Source organism: Vibrio sp. 2433-A1, assembly GCF_056726085.1.
Window position 1 is genome coordinate 1 of record NZ_JBRESC010000014.1, and the last position, 23,954, is coordinate 23,954.

Here is a 23,954-nt window from a genome sequence, read left to right on the forward strand (position 1 = left end):
GTAATGCCAGTCAGTTAAGCTGACTGGCATTTTTTCTATTTGTTGCGTACTTCTTGGGTTTCAACTTCACCCATCGAGGATAACTTCTATCTTCTCTTCGAGGCGGTAAGATAAACATGGATACATGCTCTAGTAATACCTCATAGTGTTTAGGGAGCTTTCCTGGGCTTGTTAAAGGCAACGCTGCAAAGTATTGCGTCACAGCCATAGCGCTACTCGTAAAGCTCAGTTGATTTGGCCAGACGCTATCTAACCTACTTGCCGCTTTTGTCATAACCTGCCTGATAAGGTTATAGGCGAGTAAAATACCCCAGAGCTCCTGCTTAACCATATCTGGACGCTTGCTTCGCAATGTATACTCACTGTCAAGTAAGGTCTGCTTCATTTCCCGATAGCCTAATTCGATTTCCCAGCGATAACGATAGAGCTCTACGATTTCTTCGCCAGGAAAACGTAACCCATCACGCATTGATGTAAGCACCTGATACTCCTTACCTTTAATGATTTTTGAGACTAACCTTGCTTCAACTACATCAGGAAGTTCACTAAACTTCTTTCTTGCCTGAGGTGTTGTTTTAATCGCAACGATTGCATCACTCTTGCTGTACCTATGAACGACTTCATACTGGAAGTCTTTTCTCACAGGGAGCATCCAATGCCTCTCTTGGCCGACTTTGTTCCATCGGTTAAGCAGTCCCAGAGAGTAATATCCTTTGTCAAAAATAGTCAGAGAATGGTCTGGCGTTTGTTCTATGAGTTCTTCTGCAAGCCGCATTTCGTTGGTTCGATAGTCAGAGAATGCACTATCGATGAGCTGATGACTTGTAAGCTCCATCAAGCAAACCATGCGTATCTTAGGGTAAATATTTTCAGATGACTGATTACGCTGTGCTTTAAACTCTTGATGATTTTCAGGTGTATCTGCCGTTCTCCAAACGACACCATCGACAGATAGAAGATTGAGTCCACACCAAGTTTCAAACTTAGAAGATTGATAACTCTGAGCCGCCATCGTCTTAAAGACTTGTTTAACACCTTCTTCGCCTAATCTCTGCCTCGCTTGGACAACAGCACTTGGCGCAACAAAGCGCTGTTTGTCTGGTAGGACAATATCAAGTTGGTTAGCGATATCCCAAACAGATTGTTGCCGAAAAAGACTCATTCCTACAACGGACCAAAGTACTGCTTCCAAGGGTAAGCGTCTTCTTCTCACTGTTGCTACACCAGCTTTTTCAAAACCTTGCTGGATAAGCTCTGGACTAAGGATCTCAGAGTATTTGTCAAAGTGATGGAAGGTATTGCATGAGCGAAAAGTATTCGCAAGTTGGCTTTCTAAAGACATGAAAAATCCGATATTAGTTTCCTAATATCGGATTTTGAAGCCTTTTGAGGATCGGTCAAATGATCTCAAAAATTTTTCTTAACTGATCGGCATTAGTCACCTCGGTGACCTTTTTTTGTTTTTGTGGGTAGTTACTTAATAGTCATTCCATTACGTTTTACCACTGTCATCACTCAAGAGTGAGGAACGAACGAGTTGGGGATTAAAGCAAGTCGAATAGGGTATAGAGATTCCTTACTCACTCATGCTTCGTTCTAAGGAATGACAATCAGAACCAATACTTTCACTTAACGATTCAAGGCAAAAGTCGGCAGTGACAAGTGCCAACGTATCGCACCTAAGCGAATCAATAGAGTTGAAAACACGCCAGCTAAGAAGGCGCTATCACTGTCACAGCCCATGGCTAATGCAGTGGTATGGAATACGCCACCAATGATACAAGCGGTCGCATAGACTTCGCTTCTCAGTACCATTGGAACTTCCCGAGCGAGAACATCACGAATAATACCGCCGCCACAACCAGTGATCACACCCATGATAACAGCGACTAGTGCTGAATCTTGGTAAGCCATGGTCTTTTCGACACCAATGCCGACAAACACGGCTAAGCCGATGGCGTCACAAACGGGTAAAATCCACCAAGCAAGGCGTTTAGGGCGTCTAACAATCAACATTGTTAGTAGGCACGTAATAAGGATCGTCCAAAGGTAATTGGTGTCGGTGATCCAAAAGACGGGAGTTGCGCCTAATGCCATATCACGAATGGTGCCACCACCAATAGCGGTCACGCTGCCGAGTACAGCAACCCCGAAAGGATCCATTTTTAATCGACCTGCAAGTAGGACGCCTGAAATTGCAAAAATTGCCGTACCGAATAAGTCGATACTGTAAAGCAGCATGGAATCCATGTTACTAAAATCTCTTACTAAATATGGGAACAAGAAGTGAGGAGGAATTGTACGAGATCTTGTAGTTAAACGTTAGCGTTTTTCCCTTGTGGTCTCGAAATGTTCACAAACTTGCTCAATCGCGTTCAGTGTTCGCGGAGTAGGACGGTTAATCCAATCGGAATTGAGTGACCAGATATGGTTATTTTGCACTGCTGATAGCTGATCGTGCCACTTTTGCCACATATTACCATTTTCGATGGCATGCTCTGAGGTAAAGATAACATCCGGGTTTTGGATGATCACTTGTTCAATGCCGACTTGCGGGTAAGGGGCTGCGCTATGCTCAAAAATGTTTTCGCCGCCACAGAAACTAAACACTTCGCTCGGCCACTTGCCTTTAGCGAGTGTGATTATCGGCTGCTCGCTGAGTTGATAGAAGTAGCGTACCGGAATATCAGTTTGATACTTGGCTTTTAACTCTTTTAAGCTCTGTCTGAAGTCGTTTGCCGCTTTTTTACCAATACTTGGGTCGTCTGAGTATTGGCTGAGCTGTTCAATATTATTCGCAATATCTTCGAGCGAGTTAGTCTGCGAGTAATAGATCTCAAAGCCGAATTGCTCTAGCTTTTTGAGTTCACCGACTGGGTTACCCGATGGCCAAGCAATGATTAAATCAGGCTGCAGAGCAATGATGCGCTCAATTTTGATTCCTTGGTAGTTGGACACCTTCTCAATGCTTTTAGCTTGCTCAGGATAATCACTACGTTCACTGACAGCGACCAGTTTATCGCCGAGTCCTGCTGCGAAGGCTATTTCCGTTGCATGTGGAGCAAGGCTAACGACCTTTTCAACAGTGGATGCGTGAGCGGTTGAAATAGCGATAGTCGTTAGAGCGATAAGATAGCGTCGCATTTAAAATCCTTGGTAGATGAGGCCCATAATAAGGCTTTGAATTACAACCCAAGCAAACATGCGCCAGGCGAGTAATTTCTGCACTTGGGCAACATGAATAGCGGATGGAGCAATGCGTCCGCCTAGTTTAGCTCTGACCGCTTTGTGCTGGTCATAGATGGCAGGCCCCCCTAGAGAAAGCTCTAACTTCGCACCAACAGAAACCAAAAGCCATGCTGGTCCAGGTAGCGGCCAAGACTTGGCCTGCTGCGAGATAAGTTGCGCGGTTTGTTTTGCTCGGTGACCAATAGCAATCATGATGGCAAACAGACGCATTGGGATGAAATCTAACACCGCAACGGCTCTTATTGCAGGAATACCAAATGGGGAAAACTGCTGTCTGGACGGAGACCAAGCTCGAGCAAGCTCTACACTCATTCGATACAAGAATGCTCCGATGCCGCCGCCGATGGCGTACCAAAATAGCACCCCAACCACATTGCGACCGTAAGACATGATCAGCGTTTCTGAGCCCGCTTTACCCAAACCGAGTAACGAAAGTGAAGAAGTTGAACGATTGACGATCGGCTTGATCAACATTTTGGCGTGCTCTTTATCCTCACGAGCCAACGCCGCGACAAATTGCGCGGTGAACTTATCGGTATTGCGCCAGTCGATTGCGAGTAGGAGAAAAGCCAGCTCGAACAGTTGAGGCTGCCACACCAGTGGCTTGAGCGCGATCAGGACAATTAGCATTGGTAGCAGCATTAATAGCCAAGCTAAAGTGCCTGAAATGATGCTTTGCGAGTAATTGCTGTTGTTATTAACTTTATCTGCCAGCTGTTCGGCAAATTTATGCCAGAGTATTGCTGGATGCGCTTCGCGTGGGAAAGGAAGAATGAGATGAAACAATAGAGCGCCCCATAATACTAGGAGCGCTCCATTTGAGTAAAAATGATTGAATATATCTTCCATGATATCGCTTATTTTCCTTCAGAGGCTTATTTCAGCAGCTCAACCATTTTAACCACCATCTCTGATGAGCTCTTAGCCGCTAGTGGTAGGAACTCATCGAAACTCATCCCAGCTTCTTTGTCAGCAACATCTGAAATAGCGCGTACGACAACGAATGGAACTTTGAATTGGTGACAGGTTTGTGCGATAGCTGAAGCTTCCATTTCAACTGCCACGACAGAAGGGAAGTTCTTGCGAATGAATGCTTGGCGTTCTGCGCTTGCAATGAAGGCATCGCCAGTACAAATTAGGCCACGCACTGCATGAGTATCTTGCATTTGTGCTAGTGCTTTTTCTGCCACATCCATCAGCTTATCATCCGCGATAAATGCCGCTGGCTGCTGTGCCATTTGACCAATTTCATAACCAAAAGCGGTTACGTCAGCGTCGTGGTGACGAACTTCAGTTGAGATAACCACATCACCTACGTTTAGGCTTGGATCAAAACCGCCTGCTGAGCCTGTGTTGATGACTACGTCTGGTTGGTACTCATCCAGTAGGATTGTTGTACCCACAGCTGCTGCTACTTTACCAATACCTGACTGAAGCAAAACCACCTCAACACCGTTGATCTGACCTGAGAAGTAAGTACAACCTGCTTTGCTAACTTCTGTACGGTTTTCAATTGCTTGTTTAAGAATGGAAATTTCTTGCTCCATTGCACCAATGATGCCGATTTTCATAGAGAATCCTGTTTATTCAAATAGGTAGGTTTTATTGGTCTAAGTGTAACAGAAAAGATTTGGATGCGGGAACGCCGAAAAGCGACCGTATTTCGAGTTGAGAGGTGTTATTCCATAGAGTGACGAAGGAGCGAGTAGGGAATCTCTTAAAATCTTCGACTCGCTTAAAGAGATCTCCAACTCACTCGTCCCTCGCTCTTGAAGATGACAGTAAATAGAGAGATAAACTCAGGTTTCCATCGGATGAGGTCAGTTCTAGAACCTCGACTCTCGCCCTTCGCTTCTTTCTCAAAGAACTTATTGCTTAACTTCTAGACATCCCATATAATTCGCGCTCCTCGTGTCGGCTGAATCAGAGATTGGCTGGCACAATGTTTAACTTACTCTTATTTAGGAGAGAATTATGTCTCTGAATGCAGAAACTAAAGCAGCAATCGTTGCAGAATACGCTCAAGTTGAAGGTGATACAGGTTCACCAGAAGTTCAAGTAGCTCTACTTACAGCTTCTATCAACCACCTACAAGGTCACTTCAAAGCGCACAAAGGCGATCACCACAGCCGTCGTGGTCTTCTACGTATGGTTTCTCGCCGTCGTAAGCTTCTTGACTACTTGAAAGGCAAAAACCTTTCTCGTTACCAAGACCTAATCAAACGTCTAGGTCTACGTCGCTAATTAGCGACTGCATAGCAGTTTGTCAGAAAAGGGGCTTGTAGCCCCTTTTTTGTTGCCTGTTACTTAATTTAATTGCGATAGCTTAGCCAAATCACTTTTATACCGTTATACTACGCACGGTAAAAATCCCTAATTGGGATTTTCTACGTAATTACTCATAGCATTACAGTCACCACGTCGACCAAAAGGTCGCGACTATTCAAAGTGAACTCGACGAATAACAGTTCATTTTCACTAGTCGCGATTTGTAGTGCCTTGAGTTTCAATCAATATCATCTGAGCACTATCGAATGATAGATGGCTGAGAAACAAGGAATTTCCATGTTCGAAAAACCAGTTGTTAAAACGTTCCAGTACGGTAACCACACAGTTACTCTAGAAACTGGCGTTATTGCACGTCAAGCTACTGCAGCAGTTATGGTGACTATGGACGATACATCAGTATTCGTCTCTGTAGTTGGTAAAAAAGAAGCGGTAGAAGGTCAAGACTTCTTCCCTCTAACGGTTAACTACCAAGAGCGTACTTACGCTGCAGGTAAAATCCCTGGTGGCTTCTTCAAGCGTGAAGGTCGTCCATCTGAAGGTGAAACACTGACGGCTCGTCTAATCGACCGTCCAATTCGCCCTCTATTCCCGGATGCATTCAAAAACGAAGTTCAAGTTATCGCGACAGTTATGTCTGTGAACCCTGACGTTCAACCAGACATCGTAACAATGATCGGTACTTCTGCTGCTCTTGCTATCTCTGGTATTCCGTTCAACGGTCCTATCGGTGCAGCACGTGTTGGTCATGTTGATGGTCAACTAGTACTGAACCCAAGCAACACTGAACTAGAAACGTCTAAACTAGACCTAGTTGTTGCTGGTACTGAAGGCGCTGTTCTTATGGTTGAGTCTGAAGCAGACAACCTAACAGAAGAAGAGATGCTTTCTGCCGTTGTATTTGGTCACGATCAACAGCAAGTAGTTATCTCTGCAATCAACGAATTCGCAGCTGAAGTAGCGACTCCAGCTTGGGATTGGGTTGCTCCAGAAGAGAACACTACGCTTGTAAACAAGATCGCAGAACTTGCAGAAGCGAAACTAGTAGAAGCTTACCAAATCACTGAGAAGATGGCGCGTTACGACCGTATCCACGCTATCGCTGGTGAAGTAAACGAAGTTCTACTTGCTGAAGATCCAGAAGCAAACACGAAAGAAATTCACACTATCTTCCACGATCTAGAGAAGACAGTTGTTCGTCGTAGCATCATCGCTGGTAACCCACGTATCGATGGTCGTGAAAAAGACATGGTTCGTGCGCTTGACGTACGTACTGGCGTTCTTCCACGTACTCACGGTTCTTCACTATTCACTCGTGGTGAAACTCAGGCAATCGTAACTGCGACTCTAGGTACGCAGCGCGACGCTCAAATCATCGACGAGCTAACAGGTGAGCGTAAAGATCACTTCCTACTACACTACAACTTCCCTCCATACTGTGTAGGCGAAACTGGTTTTGTTGGTTCTCCTAAGCGTCGTGAAATCGGCCACGGTAAACTAGCTAAGCGTGGTATTGCTGCTGTAATGCCATCTGTAGATGAGTTCCCATACACAGTACGTGTAGTATCAGAAATCACAGAATCTAACGGTTCTTCTTCAATGGCTTCTGTATGTGGTACTTCTCTAGCTCTTATGGATGCTGGTGTTCCAATTAAAGCTTCTGTTGCGGGTATCGCAATGGGTCTAGTTAAAGAAGGTGACGACTTCGTTGTTCTTTCTGATATCCTTGGTGACGAAGACCACCTAGGTGACATGGACTTTAAAGTAGCAGGTACTAACGACGGTATCACTGCACTTCAGATGGATATCAAGATCGAAGGTATCACTAAAGAGATCATGCAAATTGCTCTTAACCAAGCGCAAGGTGCACGTAAGCACATCCTATCTGTAATGGATGAAGCTATCTCTGGTGCTCGTGAAGATATCTCTGAGTTTGCTCCGCGCATTCACACAATGAAGATCAGCGCTGAGAAGATCAAAGACGTTATCGGTAAAGGTGGTGCAGTTATCCGTGCTCTAACTGAAGAGACAGGTACAACTATCGAAATCGAAGATGACGGTACAATCAAGATTGCTGCAACTGAAGGTACAGCTGCGAAAGAAGCAATCCGTCGTATCGAAGAGATCACTGCAGAAGTTGAAGTGGGCCGTATCTACACAGGTAAAGTTGCTCGTCTAGCTGACTTCGGTGCATTCGTTACTATTCTTCCTGGTAAAGATGGTCTAGTACACATCTCTCAAATTGCTGACAAGCGAGTTGAGAAAGTGTCTGACTACCTTGCTGAAGGTCAAGAAGTTCAAGTTAAAGTACTTGAAATCGACCGTCAGGGCCGCGTTCGTCTAAGCATGAAAGAAGCGGTAGAAAAGACAGAAGAAGCTGCTGCTGAAGAAAAGCCAGCAACTGACGCTTGATTTAGTCAACAATAGGCGAATTAGCCTATTACGCTAAAAGCATGTTATAAAGGGAGCATTACGCTCCCTTTTTTAATGTGGATAAACTGAGATTTTGCTCAGTGACAGGAGTACCTATACGTGAAATGGTTTCGAACAGCATCGATAAGTCTTGCACTATTAGTCACTGCCGGTTGTGCCTCAACCTCCAATGACAGTGCTCAATGGCTATACCCTCCAATGGCTGTTCCTTTGCAGGCTAGTGTGCAACAAGAAGTTCAGATTGCTCGTTTATCTCAATTACTAATGCGCCCCGACTTATCGAATGATGTTAGAGCAAAAATGCTCTATGAGCGGGGGAATTATTATGACAGTGTTGGTCTGCGTGATTTGGCTCGATTGGACTACAACCAGTCATTGACATTGAATCCTACACAGCCGGATCTGTTTAATCTACTCGGTGTTTACTTTACTCAAGTGGGTGAATTTGATGCCGCTTATGACGCGTTTGATTCAGCACTAGAATTAGCTCCTGACAACACCTATGCCGCTCGTAATAGGGCGATAGCATTGTATTACGGTGATCGTATCGACCTTGCGTTAGAAGACATTCAAAAGCATTACGATCAAGATCCAAGCGATCCATTTAGAGCGCTGTGGCTATATATCGTTAAGCACGAAAAAGAGCCTGAGTTAGCACGCCAAGAGTTGGAGCAAAGCTACCAGAACCGTGATGAGCAATGGGGCTGGGTGTTAGTCGCAATTACCTTAGGTGACGTGACTGAAGAGCAAGCCTTTAAAGCGATTCTTGCTGGTACAAGAGACAACACGGTTTTAGCCCAGCGCCTAACAGAAGCGTATTTCTACTTAGGTAAGCGTTACCAAGCTGAAGGTGACTTTGCTAGCGCAATCTCTCTGTATAAATTGGCGATCTCATTTAACGTATTTGAATATGTTGAGCACCGCTATTCCTTCCTTGAATTGAGTCGCATCTACAATCAAGTTAAAGCGGAGCACTTAGCTAAAGCAAAACAAGCGCAAGCTAAGAATACTCAGTAAGTAAAATGAACGAAAAGAAAACCGCTGCTCTCAGCGGTTTTTTATTGCCTAAAATTTGATTATGGTTAAAATAGTTAGCCTTGCTAACTAAAGTGCGACACTGATGACATTAGAGAACAGTTTGATTGAGTTAGAACGATTCTGTTCTAAAGCCTGGCGTGTCTATGCTAAGGAAGACTCGTTATCGCTACTGAGCTTTAATGAGTTCGATTACCTTAAAGTGATCCAAACTTCATCTGAAGGGATGAGGATTACTGACTTAGCGGAAGAGATGAAAGTCAGCAAGCCATCAGCATCAAACATGGTGGCACGTTTAGAAAAGAAAGGCTTAGTGCTTCGAGTGCCTTGTAACGAAGATGCACGTTCTAAGCGAGTGACGTTGACGGAAAAAGTGATTCAGGATTTATCACTAGAACAAGTTGTTTATAAGGAAATTGCTCAAGCGATGAATGCCAAGCTATCCGATAAAGAAGCTGAACAGTTGGTATCGTTGTTGGAAAAATCATTAAAAGCTTAAATTTAATTATTTAGTTAGCCTTGCTAACTAATGGTGATAACAATGCAAACTTCAATCTATAAACAGTTTTGGAAATACACCATCCCAACCGTTGCTGCGATGTTGGTGAATGGCTTATACCAAGTTGTCGATGGGATTTTTATTGGCCGTTATGTCGGCGCTGATGGTCTAGCGGGTATTAACGTTGCTTGGCCTGTGATCGGTTCGATCTTAGGTATTGGTATGTTGGTCGGAGTCGGTACCGGAGCGCTTGTCTCTATCCGTCAGGGAGAAGGAGATAATGCAGGGGCCAAGCAAACCCTCACTACTGGTTTATTATTGCTACTGGCATTGATGCCGATTGTCGCAGGTGTATTGTTCCTGTTTGCTGATGACTTTTTACGTTGGCAAGGCGCTGAAGGGCGTGTCTACGAGCTGGGTCTACAGTATCTTCATATCTTGATCGGAGCCTGTGTCTTTACTCTTGGTTCCATCGCTATGCCGTTCTTACTGCGTAATGATGATAGCCCGAATCTAGCCACTATGCTGATGGTGGTTGGCGCTGTGGTGAATATTGTGATGGATTACATCATGATTGCATTGTGGGGTTGGGAGCTTACGGGGGCAGCGATTGCAACCGCGATAGCGCAGGCAGTGGTGACCGCGTTAGGTTTAGCGTATTTCTTCTCATCTAGAGCTAATCTACGACTTAAGATCAGCGAGTTCAAGTTGAAGCTTAAAGCTGTACCACAGATCTTTGCCATTGGTACGTCTAGCTTCTTTATGTATGCCTATGGTTCAATGATGGTTGCACTGCACAACAGCCTGTTTACTCAATACGGTGATGTATTGATTATTGGTGCGTATGCTATTTTGGGCTACATCGTAACGGTTTACTACCTAACGGTTGAAGGGGTTGCTAATGGTATGCAGCCACTAGTGAGCTTCAACCATGGCGCTCGCAATCAAGATAATATCCGTAAGTTATTAAAAGTAGCGATGACGACATCCATTTTGATTGGTGTTGGATTTGTTGTACTGCTCAACCTGTTCCCTCGCGAGTTCGTATCGGTATTTAACTCGTCAGATAACCAGTTGATTGAAAATACGGTTCTGGGGATTCGCTTACATTTATTTGCGTTGTTTTTAGATGGCTTCTTAGTGGTTGCGGGTGCTTATTACCAAGCGATCAATAAAGGCAGTAAAGCGATGTTTGTTACTGTGGGTAATATGTTGATTCAGCTACCTTTCTTGTACATCATGCCGAAGCTATTTGGTGTGCCAGGAATATGGATTGCGTACCCTCTATCGAATATTGCCTTGAGTGCCGTCGTTATCTTTATGCTTCTCAAAGATATGCGTCGCTACCAAACACTGCAATCAGAGCAGGCTATCGCATAGAAAAAGGGGCTCATATAGCCCCTTATTTGTTGGTGTTTTTTATCTGGAAGTGAAATTAGATATTTTTCACTTCTAGGCCCGCAAGTTGGTGCCAATAGCCATTACATTGGCGACTTTCGATCGTTGACGGGCTATTACCATGCTCATTGGCGCGGAACTTATCCACTTGTGAAAAAGTATCGATACCAAGCGGGCTCAAGCGAACCACATCAACTAAACCGCTCATGCTTGGTAAGTCATTGATGAGGTTATAACAGTAGCCGGATTGAGTCTGGATGCCGTTTAGATTAAACACCTCTTGGCCTTCTTGGCTGCTCACTTGAATACCGGTTGGGTACTTAATGCAGCACGTCTCACAGTCATCTTTTGCCTTATTCTCAGCACGAGCAGTAAAGCAGCGAGCAGAGTAGGCCAGCGGCAGGTAACCGTGGCTAAACACTTCGACTTCAAACTTACCTTTAATGCCCAACTCATCACATTGAGTGAGCACGTTGCCTAACCATTCACGTGACAACTCAACGGGCATACACCAGCGGGTCATGCCTTGCTTTAGAAACAGGTTTAAGGTGTGTGCGTTGTAAGTATTGACGGCAGGGCCAACGACGAAAGGAACCTTGTGCTCGTGAGCCAATTGAATTGCCGATACATCATTGGCTTCGATAGCGAAGTCACCGTTGTTGATGTATTTCTTCATTACGTTGACTTCACTTGGTGCTTCAAGCAGTGCCATGGTGGAAAGCACTACTTGCTTACCTGTGCTACTAAGCTCTTTGGCAATATCAAACCAATGAGCAGGCTTCATCTCACGACGTTTTGAACAAACACTTTCGCCCAGATAAATAATATCAGCAGAGCTACTTTTAGCTTGGTTGTAAAAATCTTCGACATCTTGTTTTGGCCAGAAGTAAAGCAATGGGCCTAGTGCATATTTCATGTTGTTTTCCATTGTTCTCTCTACAAGTAAAGCTTTACTGCCATTTACGGTGGTATGCACCAAGCGTGGTCTGGGTGCCTTCCGAAACATTAGCTAGTGCCGCATCCCATGCTGGTTCAACATGGTAGCTATCTGGGTTCGCTAGGTAACGGTCGATAGCTGCGCGCCATGTGCGAGTGACTTGCTCTACATAAGCAGGGCTACGCTGACGCCCTTCGATCTTCACGGAAGCAACGTTGGCAGCAAATAAGTCCGGCAGCATAGATAATGTATTCAAACTGGTTGGCTCTTCCAGTGCGTGGTAAGCCTTAGTTTGGTTCTCAAGATCAGCGGTGAAGCGCCCTTTACACAATGTTGGATAGCCAGCATTTTCGCCATCACTGTAGCGATCGATCAGGATGTCATTAAGGCGTGACTCCAAACCGTTATCGGTCTCTTGCCAGCGAACATATTTTGCAGGTGAGCAAGCGCCGACGGTATTTGGTGATTCCCCGGTCATATATGAAGAAAGGTAGCAGCGACCTTCTGACATAATACATAGACTACCAAAGGCAAACACTTCAAGCTCAACATCACTGGTGATATTGCGAGACAACTGTTTCACCTGATGGATAGATAATACTCGCGGTAAGACGACACGTTTAACATCGAAGTTATTTTTATAAAAATCGATAGCAGCAACGTTGGTCGCAGAGGCTTGAACAGAGAGGTGAAGTTCCAGTTCAGGGTATTTACGTGCAGCATACTCCAGTACGGCAATGTCTGCGACAATCAGCGCATCAACCCCATTATGGGCAGCACGATCAACCGCTTCTGTCCAACGCTCAAATCCATTCGGGTGAGCAAAGGTGTTCAACGCAACATGAATCTTTTTGTTGTTGTCATGAACATACTGCACCGCTTTTTCGAGTTTTTTACCAGTGAAATTTAAACCAGCAAAATGTCGCGCATTGGTGTCATCTTTAAAACCGATGTAGACCGCGTCTGCGCCACAATCAATTGCAGTTTTTAATGCAGGTAGGTTACCTGCTGGGCATAGGAGTTCCATTGCTCTACCAAGGCTGTGTTCTTCTGAAATTGCTGAGCATTTTATGAAGAATTGTGAATGGCAAATTTGATGTAAGGCAGGTTTGAGTGAGTTTCTAAGTTAAATACTCACTTGGAGTTAGTTTTTGTGGCGACGATTTTGTGCAAACAGCTCTTCAACCTCTTGTCGTGGCTGCGGGCGATAGAAGTGGAAGCCCTGAATAGAGTTACAGTTGAGGTTAGATAGCAGGGTCGCCTGTTGTTGAGTCTCAACCCCTTCCGCGACCACGGTTAAGTTGAGTGATTTACCGAGGTTGATGATGTTTTCAATCACGGTGATTTGCTTAGGCAGGGTATCAATGTCTGAGATAAAGGCGCGGTCAATTTTAAGCTCGTCGATAGGAAAGCGTGCTAAGTATGATAGCGATGAGTAACCGGTACCGAAATCGTCAATCGATAGGGCGAAACCGAGCCTCTTAATCGCATTGAGCATCTGTAGTGTGTGTTCACTGTCGCTCATAACTGCACTTTCAGTCAGCTCAAAGGTGATGCAGCTAGGATCTAGTTCAGTAGTGCGTAGCAGCTTCTCCATATAATCAATCAGCTTAGGGTTACAAAATTGTTCTGGTGATAAGTTGATCGCCACGCGGCCTGGCAAAATACCTTGCAGTTTCCAGCGTTTAACCGTCGAAAAAACATCGCGCATCACTACGCGACCTAGATGCTCGATAAGACCTGCGCGCTCAGCAACAGGAATGAACGCGCCTGGACTGATATAGCCTTCAACAGGGTGTTTCCAACGGATCAACGCCTCGGCACCGTTAATGCTAAAGTCACGCGCGTTCACTTTAGGTTGGTACCAAACTTCTAAGCCGTTTTGTTGTAAGGCTTTTTGCAGTTCGATCTCAAGCCAAAGACGCATACGTGCTTCTTTGTTCATTTGATCATTGAACTTGATCAGGCGATTACGACCACGATCTTTTGCTTCGTACATCGCGGTATCGGCGTTTTGCAGCAGAATACGAGCGTCGTTGCCATCACCAGGGTAGGCGACACTACCAATCGAACAGGCCAGTCGTTTACTAAAGTGGTGCAAATCAAAAGGTTGATTGATCAAAGAGATAATGCGCTCTGACAACATTTCAACCATACGGTTGTTGTCAGGTTCAGGTAGAATAATACCAAATTCATCTCCTCCTAAATGCCCTAATACTGCGTGTTGCGGTAAAAGACGCTTAAGACGAGAAGAGACCTCTTTAATTACTTTATCGCCAATATGGTGGCCCAAAGAATCATTAATGTTTTTGAAGTTATCGATATCGAGGTACAGCATGATCAGCGGCGTTTCGTTATGAATCAGCTGCTCAAGTCGCTTGGTAAAGCCGAAACGATTGTATAGCCCTGTGAGTGAGTCTAGGTGGGCATCTTCATGTTGTGTGCTTGATAGCGTAACTTTGCTGGACTCAGCATCTTGAATCAGCACGAGTTGTGAGTCACTTCCTAAGACCATGGTTGAATCGGCAAGTAATTGTACTTTGCGCTCAAAGCCGCAGCGAGGTCCGGTTAAACACGTTAGAGGGGTTTCACTTAATTGGTCGACGAAAGTGTCTGAAAAGACCGTTTTCGTTTTCTCATCGACAAACAAGCGCGATAGATTCTCGCCAAGGATGTCTTGCATTGACTCAAAGCCGAGTAAGCGAAGAGCTGCTGGATTGGCTGATATGATGCAATCGCCTTCGAGCAGGAAAATACCTTCAGGCAACAAAGAAGTTAGGGTAGAAAACTTACCTTCAGACTCTTCGAGCGAGCGAACTAAGATTTGTTTTTCTGAGGTATCGAGTGCGTGAAAAATCACATGCTCAATTTTGCCATCATTATCGATAGGAGAGAGATTGAAATGCAGGCTAGTCTCGAGGCCGAGATCGCCAATGGTCATTTCAGCTTCGATAGATTCACCTTTGAAGGCTCTCGCATAGTAAGGCTTTAGGTGGTTATAGAATTGCTGGCCCATGATCTGGCTGTCATTCATACCGACCAATTCAGTTGAGGTTAAACCTGCAATATCACAATAGCGCCCGTTAACCATCGCATAATTATGCTGGTTATCCAGAATGGCGAAAAAAAACGGGCTATTGGCCGTTATTTTTGTAAACCAGTGCTGTAATTGTTGCGATAGCATCAAGTTTGTTCCGACTCTCCGACGAGCAATATATTCACAGTATAAGTGAATGTGAGTGATGTCATTACTATAACTGTCCTAGCGCCCAGTTTAAAGAGTTAAACCAGAGCACCTATTTTTTGACAAATAACAGGAATTGGCAGTAAAACATACTCTATGATGGGGGACTTAGCTAACAAAGTAACGGATAATTCGCGTGATTAACAAGATTCGCACCCAACTAGTTCAAAATGCCGCATCAATTTTGCGATCTCCAGTCCACTTATTGCCTCAAACCGTACAAAAAAAAGCCTTGCTTGAAGGGCTGAAAACCGTGTTTAAAGAAGCGTTAAATGATGGTGACTTTGAGTTTCTTGAAGGTAAGTGGCTAAAAGTAGAAGTAAAGGATATGCAGCTAAGTTGGTTGATTAGCTATGAAAATGAACAACTCATCGTGGCAGATCACGAAGTGAATGAGGATGTGCTATTTAGTGGCAATCTCAATGACCTTGTTTTGATTGCTGGACGCAAAGAAGATCCAGACACTTTGTTCTTCCAACGTCGCTTGAAAATTGAAGGTGACACTGAGCTAGGGCTTGAAGTTAAAAACCTAATGGACAGTGTTGATCTCGAATCTTTACCAAAAGCATTACAAACTCTTCTAAATCAACTAGCCGATTTTGTGCAAAAGGGCTTACAATCGCCAACAACACAAAAAGAGGTTGTAAATGCTTATTCGAACTGAAGCGCCAGCGGATATACTGGCTATCGATAGATTACTAAAATCTACGTTTGAAACCGAGGCCGAAGCCAACTTAGTGATGAAGCTAAGGGAAAATGGTCGTCGTACACTTTCCCTTGTTGCATGTAGCGATGAAGGCGAGGTGGTTGGTTACGTGCTGTTTAGCCCCGCAACTATTGATGGCACTGATCTTAATTGGCAAGGGTTAGCGCCTGTAGCGGTACATCAAGATTATCGTAACCAAGGCATTGCTGCCGAACTAATAAAAGAGGGCTTCTCTTCTTTACTAGAGTTTGGTTACCCAGCTTGTGTTGTACTTGGCGATCCTGCTTATTACGGTCGTTTTGGTTTTGAAAATAGCGCTAAGTTCAATATGCGTTGCCAATGGGATGTGCCGGAAGGTGCTTTCCAAGTTGTGGCATTAGTTGATGGTGAATTGGATGGCCATTCAGGACTCATCGAGTACAGCCCTGAATTTTCAGAAATTTAGAAGGCAATAAAAGATGGATGAAGGAAAAGTTATACTTTTGTCCTTTTTTTGACCGCTTAAGTCTAAGTGCGTGCTTTTTTGAAAAAATCTACTTGTCAGCGTAATCGTGTTTCGCTAGTATTGCTCGGCCTTCGATAAGGAGGTCGCTAGCCTTGTTCAAAAACACGATAAAAAGCGTTTTCGAGCGGCGCTGGCTCAACAATTTGGAACATAGGTGGAAATCATGTTTACAGTTCTACTTGTGATTTACCTGTTGGCAGCGGTTGGTGTAATCGGCCTAGTGTTGATTCAACAAGGTAAAGGCGCAGATATGGGAGCCTCATTCGGTGCAGGCGCATCAAACACAGTGTTTGGCGCAAGCGGCTCAGGTAACTTCCTAACCCGAATGACTGCAGTTTTTGCAACAGTATTTTTCATCCTTAGCTTAGTACTTGGTAATATGTCTACACATAAAACTGAGTCACAGTGGATAGACCCGACTCAAGGTCAGGTTATCCAACAAGCTGATGATGCGAGTGAAATTCCAGCCCCTCAAGGCGACGAAATTCCTCAATAAGCTATTCTAGCTTTTAGATAGATTTAGCTGCCGAGATGGTGAAATTGGTAGACACGCCAGCATGAGGTGCTGGTGCCTTAGGTGTGAGGGTTCGAGTCCCTCTCTCGGCACCATTGATTTACAAACTTGTAAAACACCTTGGAGAGCGTATAATGCTCGACAAGTCGGACGCGGGGTGGAGCAGCTTGGTAGCTCGTCGGGCTCATAACCCGAAGGTCGTCGGTTCAAATCCGGCCCCCGCAACCAAATCCTTTTTCTTTTATAGATAGTGGATTAGGACAAGTTTGCGTAGTAGCAATACTACGAGTTAAACGGCATAGATATCGTTTAACGTATCAGGGTCCAGCAACAAAAACCCCGACTTTTCGGGGTTTTTTGTTATCTAAATTTCCTTAATTGGATGTTTGGAGCTTTGCTTGGAATTTAAATTGGGCTCTGAGCCCTTTTTTTGTTTCTGGAGTGGTTAAAATGACTGGTTTAGAAAGACAACTTACTGAAATGCTTGACGCTCCTGTAGCAGCATCAGGTTATGAGTTAGTTGGATTAGAATTTATTCGCGCAGGCGAGCATTCAACGTTACGTATTTTCATCGATCACGAGAACGGCATTAATGTCGAAGATTGTGCTGAAGTTAGCCGCCAAGTAAGTGCGGTTATGGACGTTGAAGATCCAATCACTGTGGCTTACAACCTTGAAGTGTCTTCACCAGGTTTAGAAAGACCTCTTTTCAAAGCTGCACACTATGAACAATTTATTGGTCACGAGGTAAGCATCGTTTTGAAGATGGCTGTTGGTAACCGTCGTAAGTGGAAAGGTGTAATTCACGCCGTCGATGGTGAGACAATCTCTGTTACTGTTGAAGGTAACGAAGAAGAGTTTGTTCTAAGCAACATCTCAAAAGCTAACCTGATCCCTAAATTTTAATTAAAGTCTTAGAGGCTATTTAAAATGAGTAAAGAAATTTTAGCGGTAGTAGAGGCAGTATCGAACGAAAAAGCGGTACCTCGTGAACGCATCTTTGAAGCCCTTGAAATTGCTCTAGCAACATCAACTAAGAAAAAACACGAAATGGAAATTGACGTTCGTGTTGAAATCGACCGTAAAACTGGTGAATTTGAAACTTTCCGTCGCTGGGAAGTAGTAGAAGTTGTAGAAAGTCCAACTAAAGAGATCTCTTTAGAAGCGGCTCAATACGAAGATCCAGAACTAAATATTGGTGACTTTGTTGAAGATGATATTGAGTCAGTGACGTTTGACCGTATTACGACTCAAACGGCTAAGCAAGTTATCGTGCAGAAAGTACGTGAAGCTGAGCGTGCTCAAATCGTAGAACAGTTCATCGATAACGAAGGCGAGCTAGTTACTGGTGTTGTTAAGAAAGTAAACCGCGAAACGGTTGTTCTTGACCTAGGTAACAACGCTGAAGCGGTTATCCTACGTGATGACCAACTTCCTCGTGAAAACTTCCGTCCAGGTGACCGTGTTCGTGGTCTTCTGTACAAAGTTGCTCCAGATGCTCGTGGCTTCCAGCTATTCATCACTCGCTCTAAGTCTGAAATGCTAGCTGAGCTATTCCGTGTTGAAGTGCCAGAAATCGCTGAAGAGATCATCGAACTGAAAGGTGCAGCTCGTGATCCAGGTTCTCGCGCAAAAATCGCAGTTAAAACTAACGACAAGCGTATCGACCCTGTAGGTGCGTGTGTTGGTATGCGTGGTGCACGTGTACAAGCTGTATCTGGCGAGCTTGGTGGTGAGCGTATCGATATCGTACTTTGGGACGACAATCCAGCTCAGTTTGTTATCAACGCAATGGCTCCTGCTGACGTTGCTTCTATCATTGTTGATGAAGATGCAAATGCAATGGACATTGCTGTTGAAGCAGACAACCTAGCGCAAGCTATCGGCCGTAACGGTCAAAACGTACGCCTAGCGTCTCAACTAACTGGTTGGGAACTAAACGTAATGACAGTTGAAGACCTTCATAAGAAACACGCTGAAGAGTCTCAAGCTGCAATCGAAAACTTCATAAAGCACCTAGATATTGAAGAAGACTTCGCTCAACTACTTGTTGAAGAAGGTTTCTCAACGCTAGAAGAAGTTGCTTACGTTCCTGTAAACGAGCTTCTTGAAGTTGATGGTCTAGACGAAGACCTAGTAGAAGAACTACGTAGTCGTGCTAAGAATGCACTAACCACTCTTGCGCTTGCACAAGAAGAGTCTTTCGAAGGTGTTGAGCCTGCAGAAGACCTACTAGGCCTAGAAGGTTTAGAGCGTGAGATGGCATTCAAACTGGCAGCAAAAGGTGTAACAACACTAGAAGACCTTGCTGATCAGGGTATCGACGATATTGAAGGTATCGAAGGTCTAACCGAAGAACGTGCGGGTGAGCTAATTATGGCAGCTCGTAACATTTGTTGGTTCGGCGAAGACGCATAATTTTCAGCAAGGAGGAAGCGGCATGACACAAATTACTGTTAAAGCACTGAGTGAAGAAATTGGAACTCCAGTGGACCGCTTATTAGAACAACTTGCTGACGCTGGCATGAAGAAAGCGAGTAGTGATCAAGTTTCTGACGATGAGAAGCAGAAGCTTTTGACTCACCTTAAGAAAGAGCACGGTGACACTTCAGGTGAAACTGAGCCTACTCGCTTAACTCTACAGCGTAAAACTCGCAGCACACTGAGCGTGAATGCAGGTGGCGGCAAGAGTAAGGATGTTCAAGTAGAAGTACGTAAGAAGCGCACTTACGTGAAGCGCAGCACTATCGAAGACGAAGCAAAACGCGAAGCTGAGGATGCAGCGAAGCGTGAAGCCGAAGAGCTTGCGAAACGTGAAGCTGAAGAGCTTGCAAAACGTGAAGCTGCAGAGAAAGCACAACGCGAGGCCGAAGAGAAAGCGAAACGAGAAGCGGATGCAAAACGTGACGCTGAAGAGAAGGCACAACGCGTACAAGCTGATAAGGCTAAGAAAGACATGAATGCAAAAAATGCAGAAGTGAATACTCAAGCGAAGAAAGAAGCTGACGAACTTAAGCGTCGTCAGGAAGAAGAAGCACAGCGCAAAGCAGAGCAAGAAGCTGCAAAGCTTGTTGAAGAAGCTCGTAAGCTAGCTGAAGAAAACGAAGCGCGCTGGACTGAAGAAGAGAAGAAAAAGAAAGAGTTAGAGAACTCTGACTACCACGTGACGACTTCTACTTACGCTCGTGAAGCAGAAGATGCAGCTGACCGTAAAGAAGAAGGCGGCCGTCGTAAGAAGAAGAAAAAAGCTTCTAACAACGATGACCAAGGTCGTGGTGGCCGTAACCAGCGTGGCGGCAGAAACCGCAACAAAGGTAAGCTAGCTAAACCAACTTCAATGCAGCAAGGCTTTGATAAGACAGCAACAGTAGCCAAAGCTGATGTTGCTATCGGCGAAACGATCGTTGTTTCAGAACTTGCTAACAAGATGTCTGTTAAGGGCACTGAAGTTATCAAAGTAATGATGAAGATGGGCGCAATGGCGACTATCAACCAAGTGATCGACCAAGAAACAGCAGCGCTTGTTGCTGAAGAAATGGGTCACAAGGTAATCCTACGGAAAGAGAACGAGCTAGAAGAAGCGGTACTATCAGATCGTGATAACAGCTTAGAATCAGTACCTCGTGCACCAGTAGTAACTATCATGGGCCACGTAGACCATGGTAAAACGTCTACACTTGACTACATCCGTAAAGCACACGTTGCTTCAGGTGAAGCGGGCGGTATCACGCAGCACATCGGTGCATACCACGTTGAAACTGATAACGGTATGATCACTTTCCTTGATACTCCTGGACACGCGGCATTTACAGCAATGCGTGCTCGTGGTGCTCAAGCGACAGATATCGTTGTTCTAGTCGTAGCAGCAGACGATGGCGTAATGCCACAGACAATCGAAGCGATCCAGCACGCGAAAGCGGCGGGTGTTCCTCTGATTGTTGCTGTAAACAAGATCGATAAAGAAGACGCAAACCCAGATAACGTTAAGAACGAGCTAGCTCAATATGACGTTATTCCTGAAGAGTGGGGCGGTGAGAACATGTTCGTTCACATCTCTGCGAAACAGGGTACAAACATCGAAGGTCTTCTAGAGACTATCCTTCTACAATCTGAAGTTCTAGAACTGACTGCAGTTGAAGAAGGCATGGCGTCTGGTGTTGTTGTTGAATCTCGTCTAGATAAAGGTCGTGGTCCAGTTGCAACAGTACTTGTTCAATCAGGTACGCTAAACAAAGGTGATATCTTACTTTGTGGTCAAGAATACGGCCGTGTTCGTGCAATGCGCGACGAAAATGGTAAAGAAATCACTTCAGCCGGTCCTTCTATTCCTGTTGAAATCATCGGTCTATCTGGTGTGCCATCTTCAGGTGACGAAGCAACTGTAGTTCGTGATGAGCGTAAAGCGCGTGAAGTTGCAAACTACCGTCAAGGTAAATTCCGTGACGTGAAACTTGCTCGTCAGCAGAAGTCTAAGCTAGAGAACATGTTCTCTAACATGACTGCTGGTGAAGTTGCTGAACTTAACGTTGTACTTAAAGCAGACGTTCAAGGTTCTGTTGAAGCAATCGCAGACTCGCTACTGAAACTTTCTACTGACGAAGTGAAAGTGAACATCGTAGGTTCTGGTGTTGGTGGCATTACTGAAACTGACGCAGTTCTTGCTGAAGCTTCAAACGCTATCATCCTTGGCTTCAACGTTCGTGCAGATGCTTCAGCGCGTCGTGCAATTGAATCAGCTAACGTTGACCTACGTTACTACTCAATCATTTACCAATTGATTGATGAAGTGAAACAAGCAATGGGCGGCATGCTAGCTCCAGAATTCAAGCAAGAGATCATTGGTCTTGCTGAAGTACGTGACGTATTTAAGTCACCTAAACTGGGCGCAATCGCTGGTTGTATGGTTACAGAAGGCACCATCAAGCGTAGCAACCCTATCCGTGTACTACGTGAAAACGTTGTTATCTACGAAGGTGAACTAGAGTCACTACGCCGCTTCAAAGACGACGTTCAAGAAGTTAAGAATGGCTACGAATGTGGTATCGGCGTTAAGAACTACAACGATGTTCGCGTTGGCGACCAAATCGAAGTATTCGAAATCGTTGAAGTTAAACGTACTCTAGACTAATTGACTATGATTACTGGCTTACTCTTTGATGAATAAGCAGTAATTGGTTGTTGAATACACCATGGGGGGTTGGAATTTATCCATCCCCCCATTCTTTCTAATAAGAGAAAAGATATGTCAAAAGAATTTAGCCGCACGCAGCGTGTTGCACAGCAGCTGCAAAAAGAACTAGCGATGATCCTTCAGCGTGAAGTTCGTGATTCTCGCCTAGGTATGGTGACCATCTCTGATGTAGAAGTGTCACGTGATCTAGCTTACGCAAAAGTATTCGTTACTTTCCTATGCGTTGGCGAGCAAACACCAGAATCTTGTCTAGAAGCACTGCGTGAACACGAAGTGCACATTCGTATGATGCTAGGTAAGCGCATTCGTCTACGTCTAACACCTGAAGTTCGTTTCTACTACGATAATACTCTTGTTGAGGGTATGCGTATGTCGAACCTTGTGTCTGAAGTGGTAAGCGAAGATAAGCGCAAGCAGCAAGATTCAGGTCGTGAAGAAGATCAGGCAGGTGAAGAGTAATGGCTCGTCGTCGTAAAGGTCGTCCAATTAATGGCGTTATCCTTCTGGATAAACCAACAGGCATTTCATCTAATGATGCACTGCAAAAAGTAAAGCGTATTTACTTTGCAGAAAAAGCAGGTCATACCGGTGCTCTGGATCCCCTAGCGACAGGTATGCTGCCAATTTGCCTTGGTGAAGCAACCAAGTTTTCTCAGTTCTTGCTTGATTCAGATAAGCGTTACCGAGTGATTGCTAAACTAGGTGAGCGCACTGATACATCAGATTCTGATGGTGAGGTTGTTGAGACTCGTCCAGTTGATGTATCTCTTGAGAAGCTAGAAGCATCTATCGATAAGTTCCGTGGTGAGTCTGATCAAGTACCTTCAATGTTTTCGGCGTTGAAGTATCAGGGTAAGCCATTGTACGAATATGCTCGTAAAGGCATTGAAGTGCCGCGTGAATCGCGCAAGATCACTGTGTACGAAATCGTACTACATCGTTTTGAAGGTGATGAAGTCGAGATGGAAGTTCACTGCTCTAAAGGTACTTACATCCGTACAATCGTAGATGACCTTGGCGAGATGCTTGGTTGTGGTGCTCACGTGACTATGCTTCGTCGTACTGGAGTTGCAAAATATCCTTACGAGAAGATGGTGACGCTTGAACAGCTCAATGAGCTCCTTGAGCAAGCACACCGTGATGAAGTGGCACCAAAAGAGTTGCTTGATCCGCTGCTATTGCCAATGGATACCGCAGTTGAAGATTTGCCAGAGGTGAATTTGAATGCTGAGTTGACCAACTTAGTGCAGCACGGTATGCCAGTACAAGTATTGGGTGCACCAGAAGGAACGCCTCTGCGTATGACTTCTGGTGAAGAGAAACTGTTTATTGGTGTAGCAGAAGTCAATGGTGACGGTAAGGTTGCGCCTAAGCGCCTTGTTGTTTTCCGTGATGAAACTGAGCAGTAATTTGCTTTCCCGCCAATTAAAAAGCCGAAGCCTAATGCTTCGGTTTTTTGTATCTGGCCACGACATTGCTACTCGATAAGACCGCCTTCTTTTAATCGCTCACGCAGCAGATCGGCGCGTTTACGATTCACGCCAAAATCTGAATACCCAACACGTGACTCTGAGCGTACTACCAGTGTGTCACCATCTATTTTCAACTCTAAGTCATCAACAAAGCGCATGATCTTCGAGGTACACTCGATACGTAAGTAACCCCCTTCTTTGACTGCAGTTTTCGCTCCTGGTAGCTTAAGGGCTGCTTGCTCGATACTATCTAGGTTCGCATTTGCTGTCAGGGTAAACGGGGCGAGTTGATATTTCTCGCGCTGATCTTGCGTTGAGACACAGTTGGGTTTATCACCGCAAGGTGAAGCAGTACGATCCGTCATGGTTTGAACTCCTTGGCTACAGGCGGTTAAACCCAACATAGCGATGGAAATGAGAGCCGCTTTCTTCATGTTGAATTCCTGTTTGTTATTTTTGGCTTAATTATATGTAGCGCAAGAAAA

22 protein-coding genes and 2 tRNA genes are annotated in these 23,954 nt (G+C 44.8%); 15 read left to right on the plus strand and 9 right to left on the minus strand.

Translation table 11 applies throughout. The features are described from left to right. Positions 1-10 precede the first annotated feature (10 nt). The 5 genes from ACU01J_RS14675 to mtnN all read right to left on the minus strand — a co-directional run bounded on the left by ACU01J_RS14675 (position 11) and on the right by mtnN (position 4,820). Positions 11-1,342, minus strand: coding sequence for an IS4 family transposase (locus tag ACU01J_RS14675; RefSeq protein ID WP_481084253.1), 1,332 nt, complete (start codon positions 1,340-1,342; stop codon positions 11-13). Positions 1,343-1,629: 287 nt separating this feature from the next. Then, positions 1,630-2,250 carry a TRIC cation channel family protein gene (locus tag ACU01J_RS14680; protein WP_481086381.1) on the minus strand — a complete coding sequence of 207 codons (621 nt, stop codon included), beginning with the start codon at positions 2,248-2,250 and terminating at the stop codon, positions 1,630-1,632. A 72-nt stretch (positions 2,251-2,322) separates the two neighbouring features. After that, a complete protein-coding gene (gene btuF / locus ACU01J_RS14685; RefSeq protein WP_481086382.1) occupies positions 2,323-3,144 on the minus strand; it encodes a vitamin B12 ABC transporter substrate-binding protein BtuF in 822 nt (273 codons plus the stop codon). Further along, a complete protein-coding gene (locus ACU01J_RS14690; protein WP_481086383.1) occupies positions 3,145-4,098 on the minus strand; it encodes a cobalamin biosynthesis family protein in 954 nt (317 codons plus the stop codon). Between the two features lie 26 nt (positions 4,099-4,124). Next, a complete protein-coding gene (gene mtnN / locus ACU01J_RS14695) occupies positions 4,125-4,820 on the minus strand; it encodes a 5'-methylthioadenosine/S-adenosylhomocysteine nucleosidase (RefSeq protein ID WP_481086384.1) in 696 nt (231 codons plus the stop codon). A gap of 403 nt (positions 4,821-5,223) precedes the next feature. On the opposite strand from mtnN, the gene rpsO reads away from it, so the two are divergent. The 5 genes from rpsO (at position 5,224) to ACU01J_RS14720 (ending at position 10,882) form a co-directional block, all read left to right on the plus strand. Then, positions 5,224-5,493 carry a 30S ribosomal protein S15 gene (rpsO, locus tag ACU01J_RS14700; protein WP_004415549.1) on the plus strand — a complete coding sequence of 90 codons (270 nt, stop codon included), beginning with the start codon at positions 5,224-5,226 and terminating at the stop codon, positions 5,491-5,493. A gap of 321 nt (positions 5,494-5,814) precedes the next feature. After that, entirely contained in the window at positions 5,815-7,947 is a 2,133-nt protein-coding gene (gene pnp, locus ACU01J_RS14705) for a polyribonucleotide nucleotidyltransferase (protein ID WP_481086385.1), read from the plus strand. Positions 7,948-8,067: 120 nt separating this feature from the next. Further along, on the plus strand, positions 8,068-8,985 hold the full coding sequence (nlpI, locus tag ACU01J_RS14710) for a lipoprotein NlpI (RefSeq protein ID WP_481086386.1): 918 nt from the start codon (positions 8,068-8,070) through the stop codon (positions 8,983-8,985). Positions 8,986-9,088: 103 nt separating this feature from the next. Continuing rightward, on the plus strand, positions 9,089-9,502 hold the full coding sequence (locus tag ACU01J_RS14715) for a MarR family winged helix-turn-helix transcriptional regulator (protein WP_481086387.1): 414 nt from the start codon (positions 9,089-9,091) through the stop codon (positions 9,500-9,502). Between the two features lie 42 nt (positions 9,503-9,544). Beyond that, positions 9,545-10,882, plus strand: a complete 1,338-nt coding sequence (locus ACU01J_RS14720; RefSeq protein ID WP_481086388.1) for an MATE family efflux transporter — start codon at positions 9,545-9,547, stop codon at positions 10,880-10,882. A 55-nt stretch (positions 10,883-10,937) separates the two neighbouring features. On the opposite strand, the gene ACU01J_RS14725 is transcribed toward ACU01J_RS14720, so the two are convergent. The 3 genes from ACU01J_RS14725 to ACU01J_RS14735 form a co-directional block, all read right to left on the minus strand. Continuing rightward, positions 10,938-11,816: a U32 family peptidase gene (locus ACU01J_RS14725; protein WP_481086389.1), complete on the minus strand. Its 879-nt coding sequence runs from the start codon at positions 11,814-11,816 to the stop codon at positions 10,938-10,940. Between the two features lie 34 nt (positions 11,817-11,850). Then, on the minus strand, positions 11,851-12,864 hold the full coding sequence (gene ubiU, locus ACU01J_RS14730) for a ubiquinone anaerobic biosynthesis protein UbiU (protein WP_481086390.1): 1,014 nt from the start codon (positions 12,862-12,864) through the stop codon (positions 11,851-11,853). 117 nt (positions 12,865-12,981) lie between these two features. Next, positions 12,982-15,021 (minus strand): sensor domain-containing protein, encoded by a 2,040-nt coding sequence (locus tag ACU01J_RS14735; protein WP_481086391.1) that lies wholly within the window; start codon positions 15,019-15,021, stop codon positions 12,982-12,984. 196 nt (positions 15,022-15,217) lie between these two features. On the opposite strand from ACU01J_RS14735, the gene ubiT reads away from it, so the two are divergent. From ubiT to truB, 10 genes are all read left to right on the plus strand, one after another. Beyond that, a complete protein-coding gene (gene ubiT, locus ACU01J_RS14740; RefSeq protein ID WP_481086392.1) occupies positions 15,218-15,745 on the plus strand; it encodes a ubiquinone anaerobic biosynthesis accessory factor UbiT in 528 nt (175 codons plus the stop codon). Further along, positions 15,729-16,232 carry a GNAT family N-acetyltransferase gene (locus tag ACU01J_RS14745; protein WP_481086393.1) on the plus strand — a complete coding sequence of 168 codons (504 nt, stop codon included), beginning with the start codon at positions 15,729-15,731 and terminating at the stop codon, positions 16,230-16,232. The genes ubiT and ACU01J_RS14745 overlap by 17 nt, the downstream gene beginning before the upstream one ends. Before the next feature lie 223 nt (positions 16,233-16,455). After that, on the plus strand, positions 16,456-16,788 hold the full coding sequence (gene secG / locus ACU01J_RS14750) for a preprotein translocase subunit SecG (protein ID WP_481086394.1): 333 nt from the start codon (positions 16,456-16,458) through the stop codon (positions 16,786-16,788). Between the two features lie 29 nt (positions 16,789-16,817). Continuing rightward, a tRNA-Leu gene (locus tag ACU01J_RS14755) sits at positions 16,818-16,901 on the plus strand. 56 nt (positions 16,902-16,957) lie between these two features. Beyond that, positions 16,958-17,034: transfer RNA gene (locus ACU01J_RS14760), tRNA-Met, on the plus strand. A gap of 222 nt (positions 17,035-17,256) precedes the next feature. After that, positions 17,257-17,712, plus strand: a complete 456-nt coding sequence (gene rimP, locus ACU01J_RS14765) for a ribosome maturation factor RimP (protein WP_481086395.1) — start codon at positions 17,257-17,259, stop codon at positions 17,710-17,712. Between the two features lie 24 nt (positions 17,713-17,736). After that, positions 17,737-19,224 carry a transcription termination factor NusA gene (gene nusA, locus ACU01J_RS14770; protein WP_481086396.1) on the plus strand — a complete coding sequence of 496 codons (1,488 nt, stop codon included), beginning with the start codon at positions 17,737-17,739 and terminating at the stop codon, positions 19,222-19,224. A gap of 22 nt (positions 19,225-19,246) precedes the next feature. After that, entirely contained in the window at positions 19,247-21,934 is a 2,688-nt protein-coding gene (gene infB, locus ACU01J_RS14775; protein ID WP_481086397.1) for a translation initiation factor IF-2, read from the plus strand. 114 nt (positions 21,935-22,048) lie between these two features. Further along, positions 22,049-22,456: a 30S ribosome-binding factor RbfA gene (gene rbfA / locus ACU01J_RS14780; RefSeq protein WP_053440172.1), complete on the plus strand. Its 408-nt coding sequence runs from the start codon at positions 22,049-22,051 to the stop codon at positions 22,454-22,456. After that, on the plus strand, positions 22,456-23,406 hold the full coding sequence (gene truB, locus ACU01J_RS14785; protein ID WP_481086398.1) for a tRNA pseudouridine(55) synthase TruB: 951 nt from the start codon (positions 22,456-22,458) through the stop codon (positions 23,404-23,406). Before rbfA ends, truB begins: the two co-directional genes overlap by 1 nt. 68 nt (positions 23,407-23,474) lie before the next feature. Here the strand turns inward: truB and ACU01J_RS14790 are convergent, their stop codons facing one another. Further along, positions 23,475-23,903 (minus strand): DUF1499 domain-containing protein, encoded by a 429-nt coding sequence (locus ACU01J_RS14790; protein ID WP_481086399.1) that lies wholly within the window; start codon positions 23,901-23,903, stop codon positions 23,475-23,477. Positions 23,904-23,954: the final 51 nt, after the last annotated feature.

Coding starts and splice junctions, on each gene's coding strand:
- ACU01J_RS14675 (WP_481084253.1), bottom strand. CDS start 1,342: ATGTCTTTAGAAAGCCAACTTGCGAATACTTTTCGCTCATGCAATACC.
- ACU01J_RS14680 (WP_481086381.1), bottom strand. CDS start 2,250: ATGGATTCCATGCTGCTTTACAGTATCGACTTATTCGGTACGGCAATT.
- btuF (WP_481086382.1), bottom strand. CDS start 3,144: ATGCGACGCTATCTTATCGCTCTAACGACTATCGCTATTTCAACCGCT.
- ACU01J_RS14690 (WP_481086383.1), bottom strand. CDS start 4,098: ATGGAAGATATATTCAATCATTTTTACTCAAATGGAGCGCTCCTAGTA.
- mtnN (WP_481086384.1), bottom strand. CDS start 4,820: ATGAAAATCGGCATCATTGGTGCAATGGAGCAAGAAATTTCCATTCTT.
- rpsO (WP_004415549.1), top strand. CDS start 5,224: ATGTCTCTGAATGCAGAAACTAAAGCAGCAATCGTTGCAGAATACGCT.
- pnp (WP_481086385.1), top strand. CDS start 5,815: ATGTTCGAAAAACCAGTTGTTAAAACGTTCCAGTACGGTAACCACACA.
- ACU01J_RS14715 (WP_481086387.1), top strand. CDS start 9,089: ATGACATTAGAGAACAGTTTGATTGAGTTAGAACGATTCTGTTCTAAA.
- ACU01J_RS14720 (WP_481086388.1), top strand. CDS start 9,545: ATGCAAACTTCAATCTATAAACAGTTTTGGAAATACACCATCCCAACC.
- ACU01J_RS14725 (WP_481086389.1), bottom strand. CDS start 11,816: ATGAAATATGCACTAGGCCCATTGCTTTACTTCTGGCCAAAACAAGAT.
- ubiU (WP_481086390.1), bottom strand. CDS start 12,864: ATGGAACTCCTATGCCCAGCAGGTAACCTACCTGCATTAAAAACTGCA.
- ACU01J_RS14735 (WP_481086391.1), bottom strand. CDS start 15,021: ATGCTATCGCAACAATTACAGCACTGGTTTACAAAAATAACGGCCAAT.
- ACU01J_RS14745 (WP_481086393.1), top strand. CDS start 15,729: ATGCTTATTCGAACTGAAGCGCCAGCGGATATACTGGCTATCGATAGA.
- secG (WP_481086394.1), top strand. CDS start 16,456: ATGTTTACAGTTCTACTTGTGATTTACCTGTTGGCAGCGGTTGGTGTA.
- rimP (WP_481086395.1), top strand. CDS start 17,257: ATGACTGGTTTAGAAAGACAACTTACTGAAATGCTTGACGCTCCTGTA.
- nusA (WP_481086396.1), top strand. CDS start 17,737: ATGAGTAAAGAAATTTTAGCGGTAGTAGAGGCAGTATCGAACGAAAAA.
- infB (WP_481086397.1), top strand. CDS start 19,247: ATGACACAAATTACTGTTAAAGCACTGAGTGAAGAAATTGGAACTCCA.
- rbfA (WP_053440172.1), top strand. CDS start 22,049: ATGTCAAAAGAATTTAGCCGCACGCAGCGTGTTGCACAGCAGCTGCAA.
- truB (WP_481086398.1), top strand. CDS start 22,456: ATGGCTCGTCGTCGTAAAGGTCGTCCAATTAATGGCGTTATCCTTCTG.
- ACU01J_RS14790 (WP_481086399.1), bottom strand. CDS start 23,903: ATGAAGAAAGCGGCTCTCATTTCCATCGCTATGTTGGGTTTAACCGCC.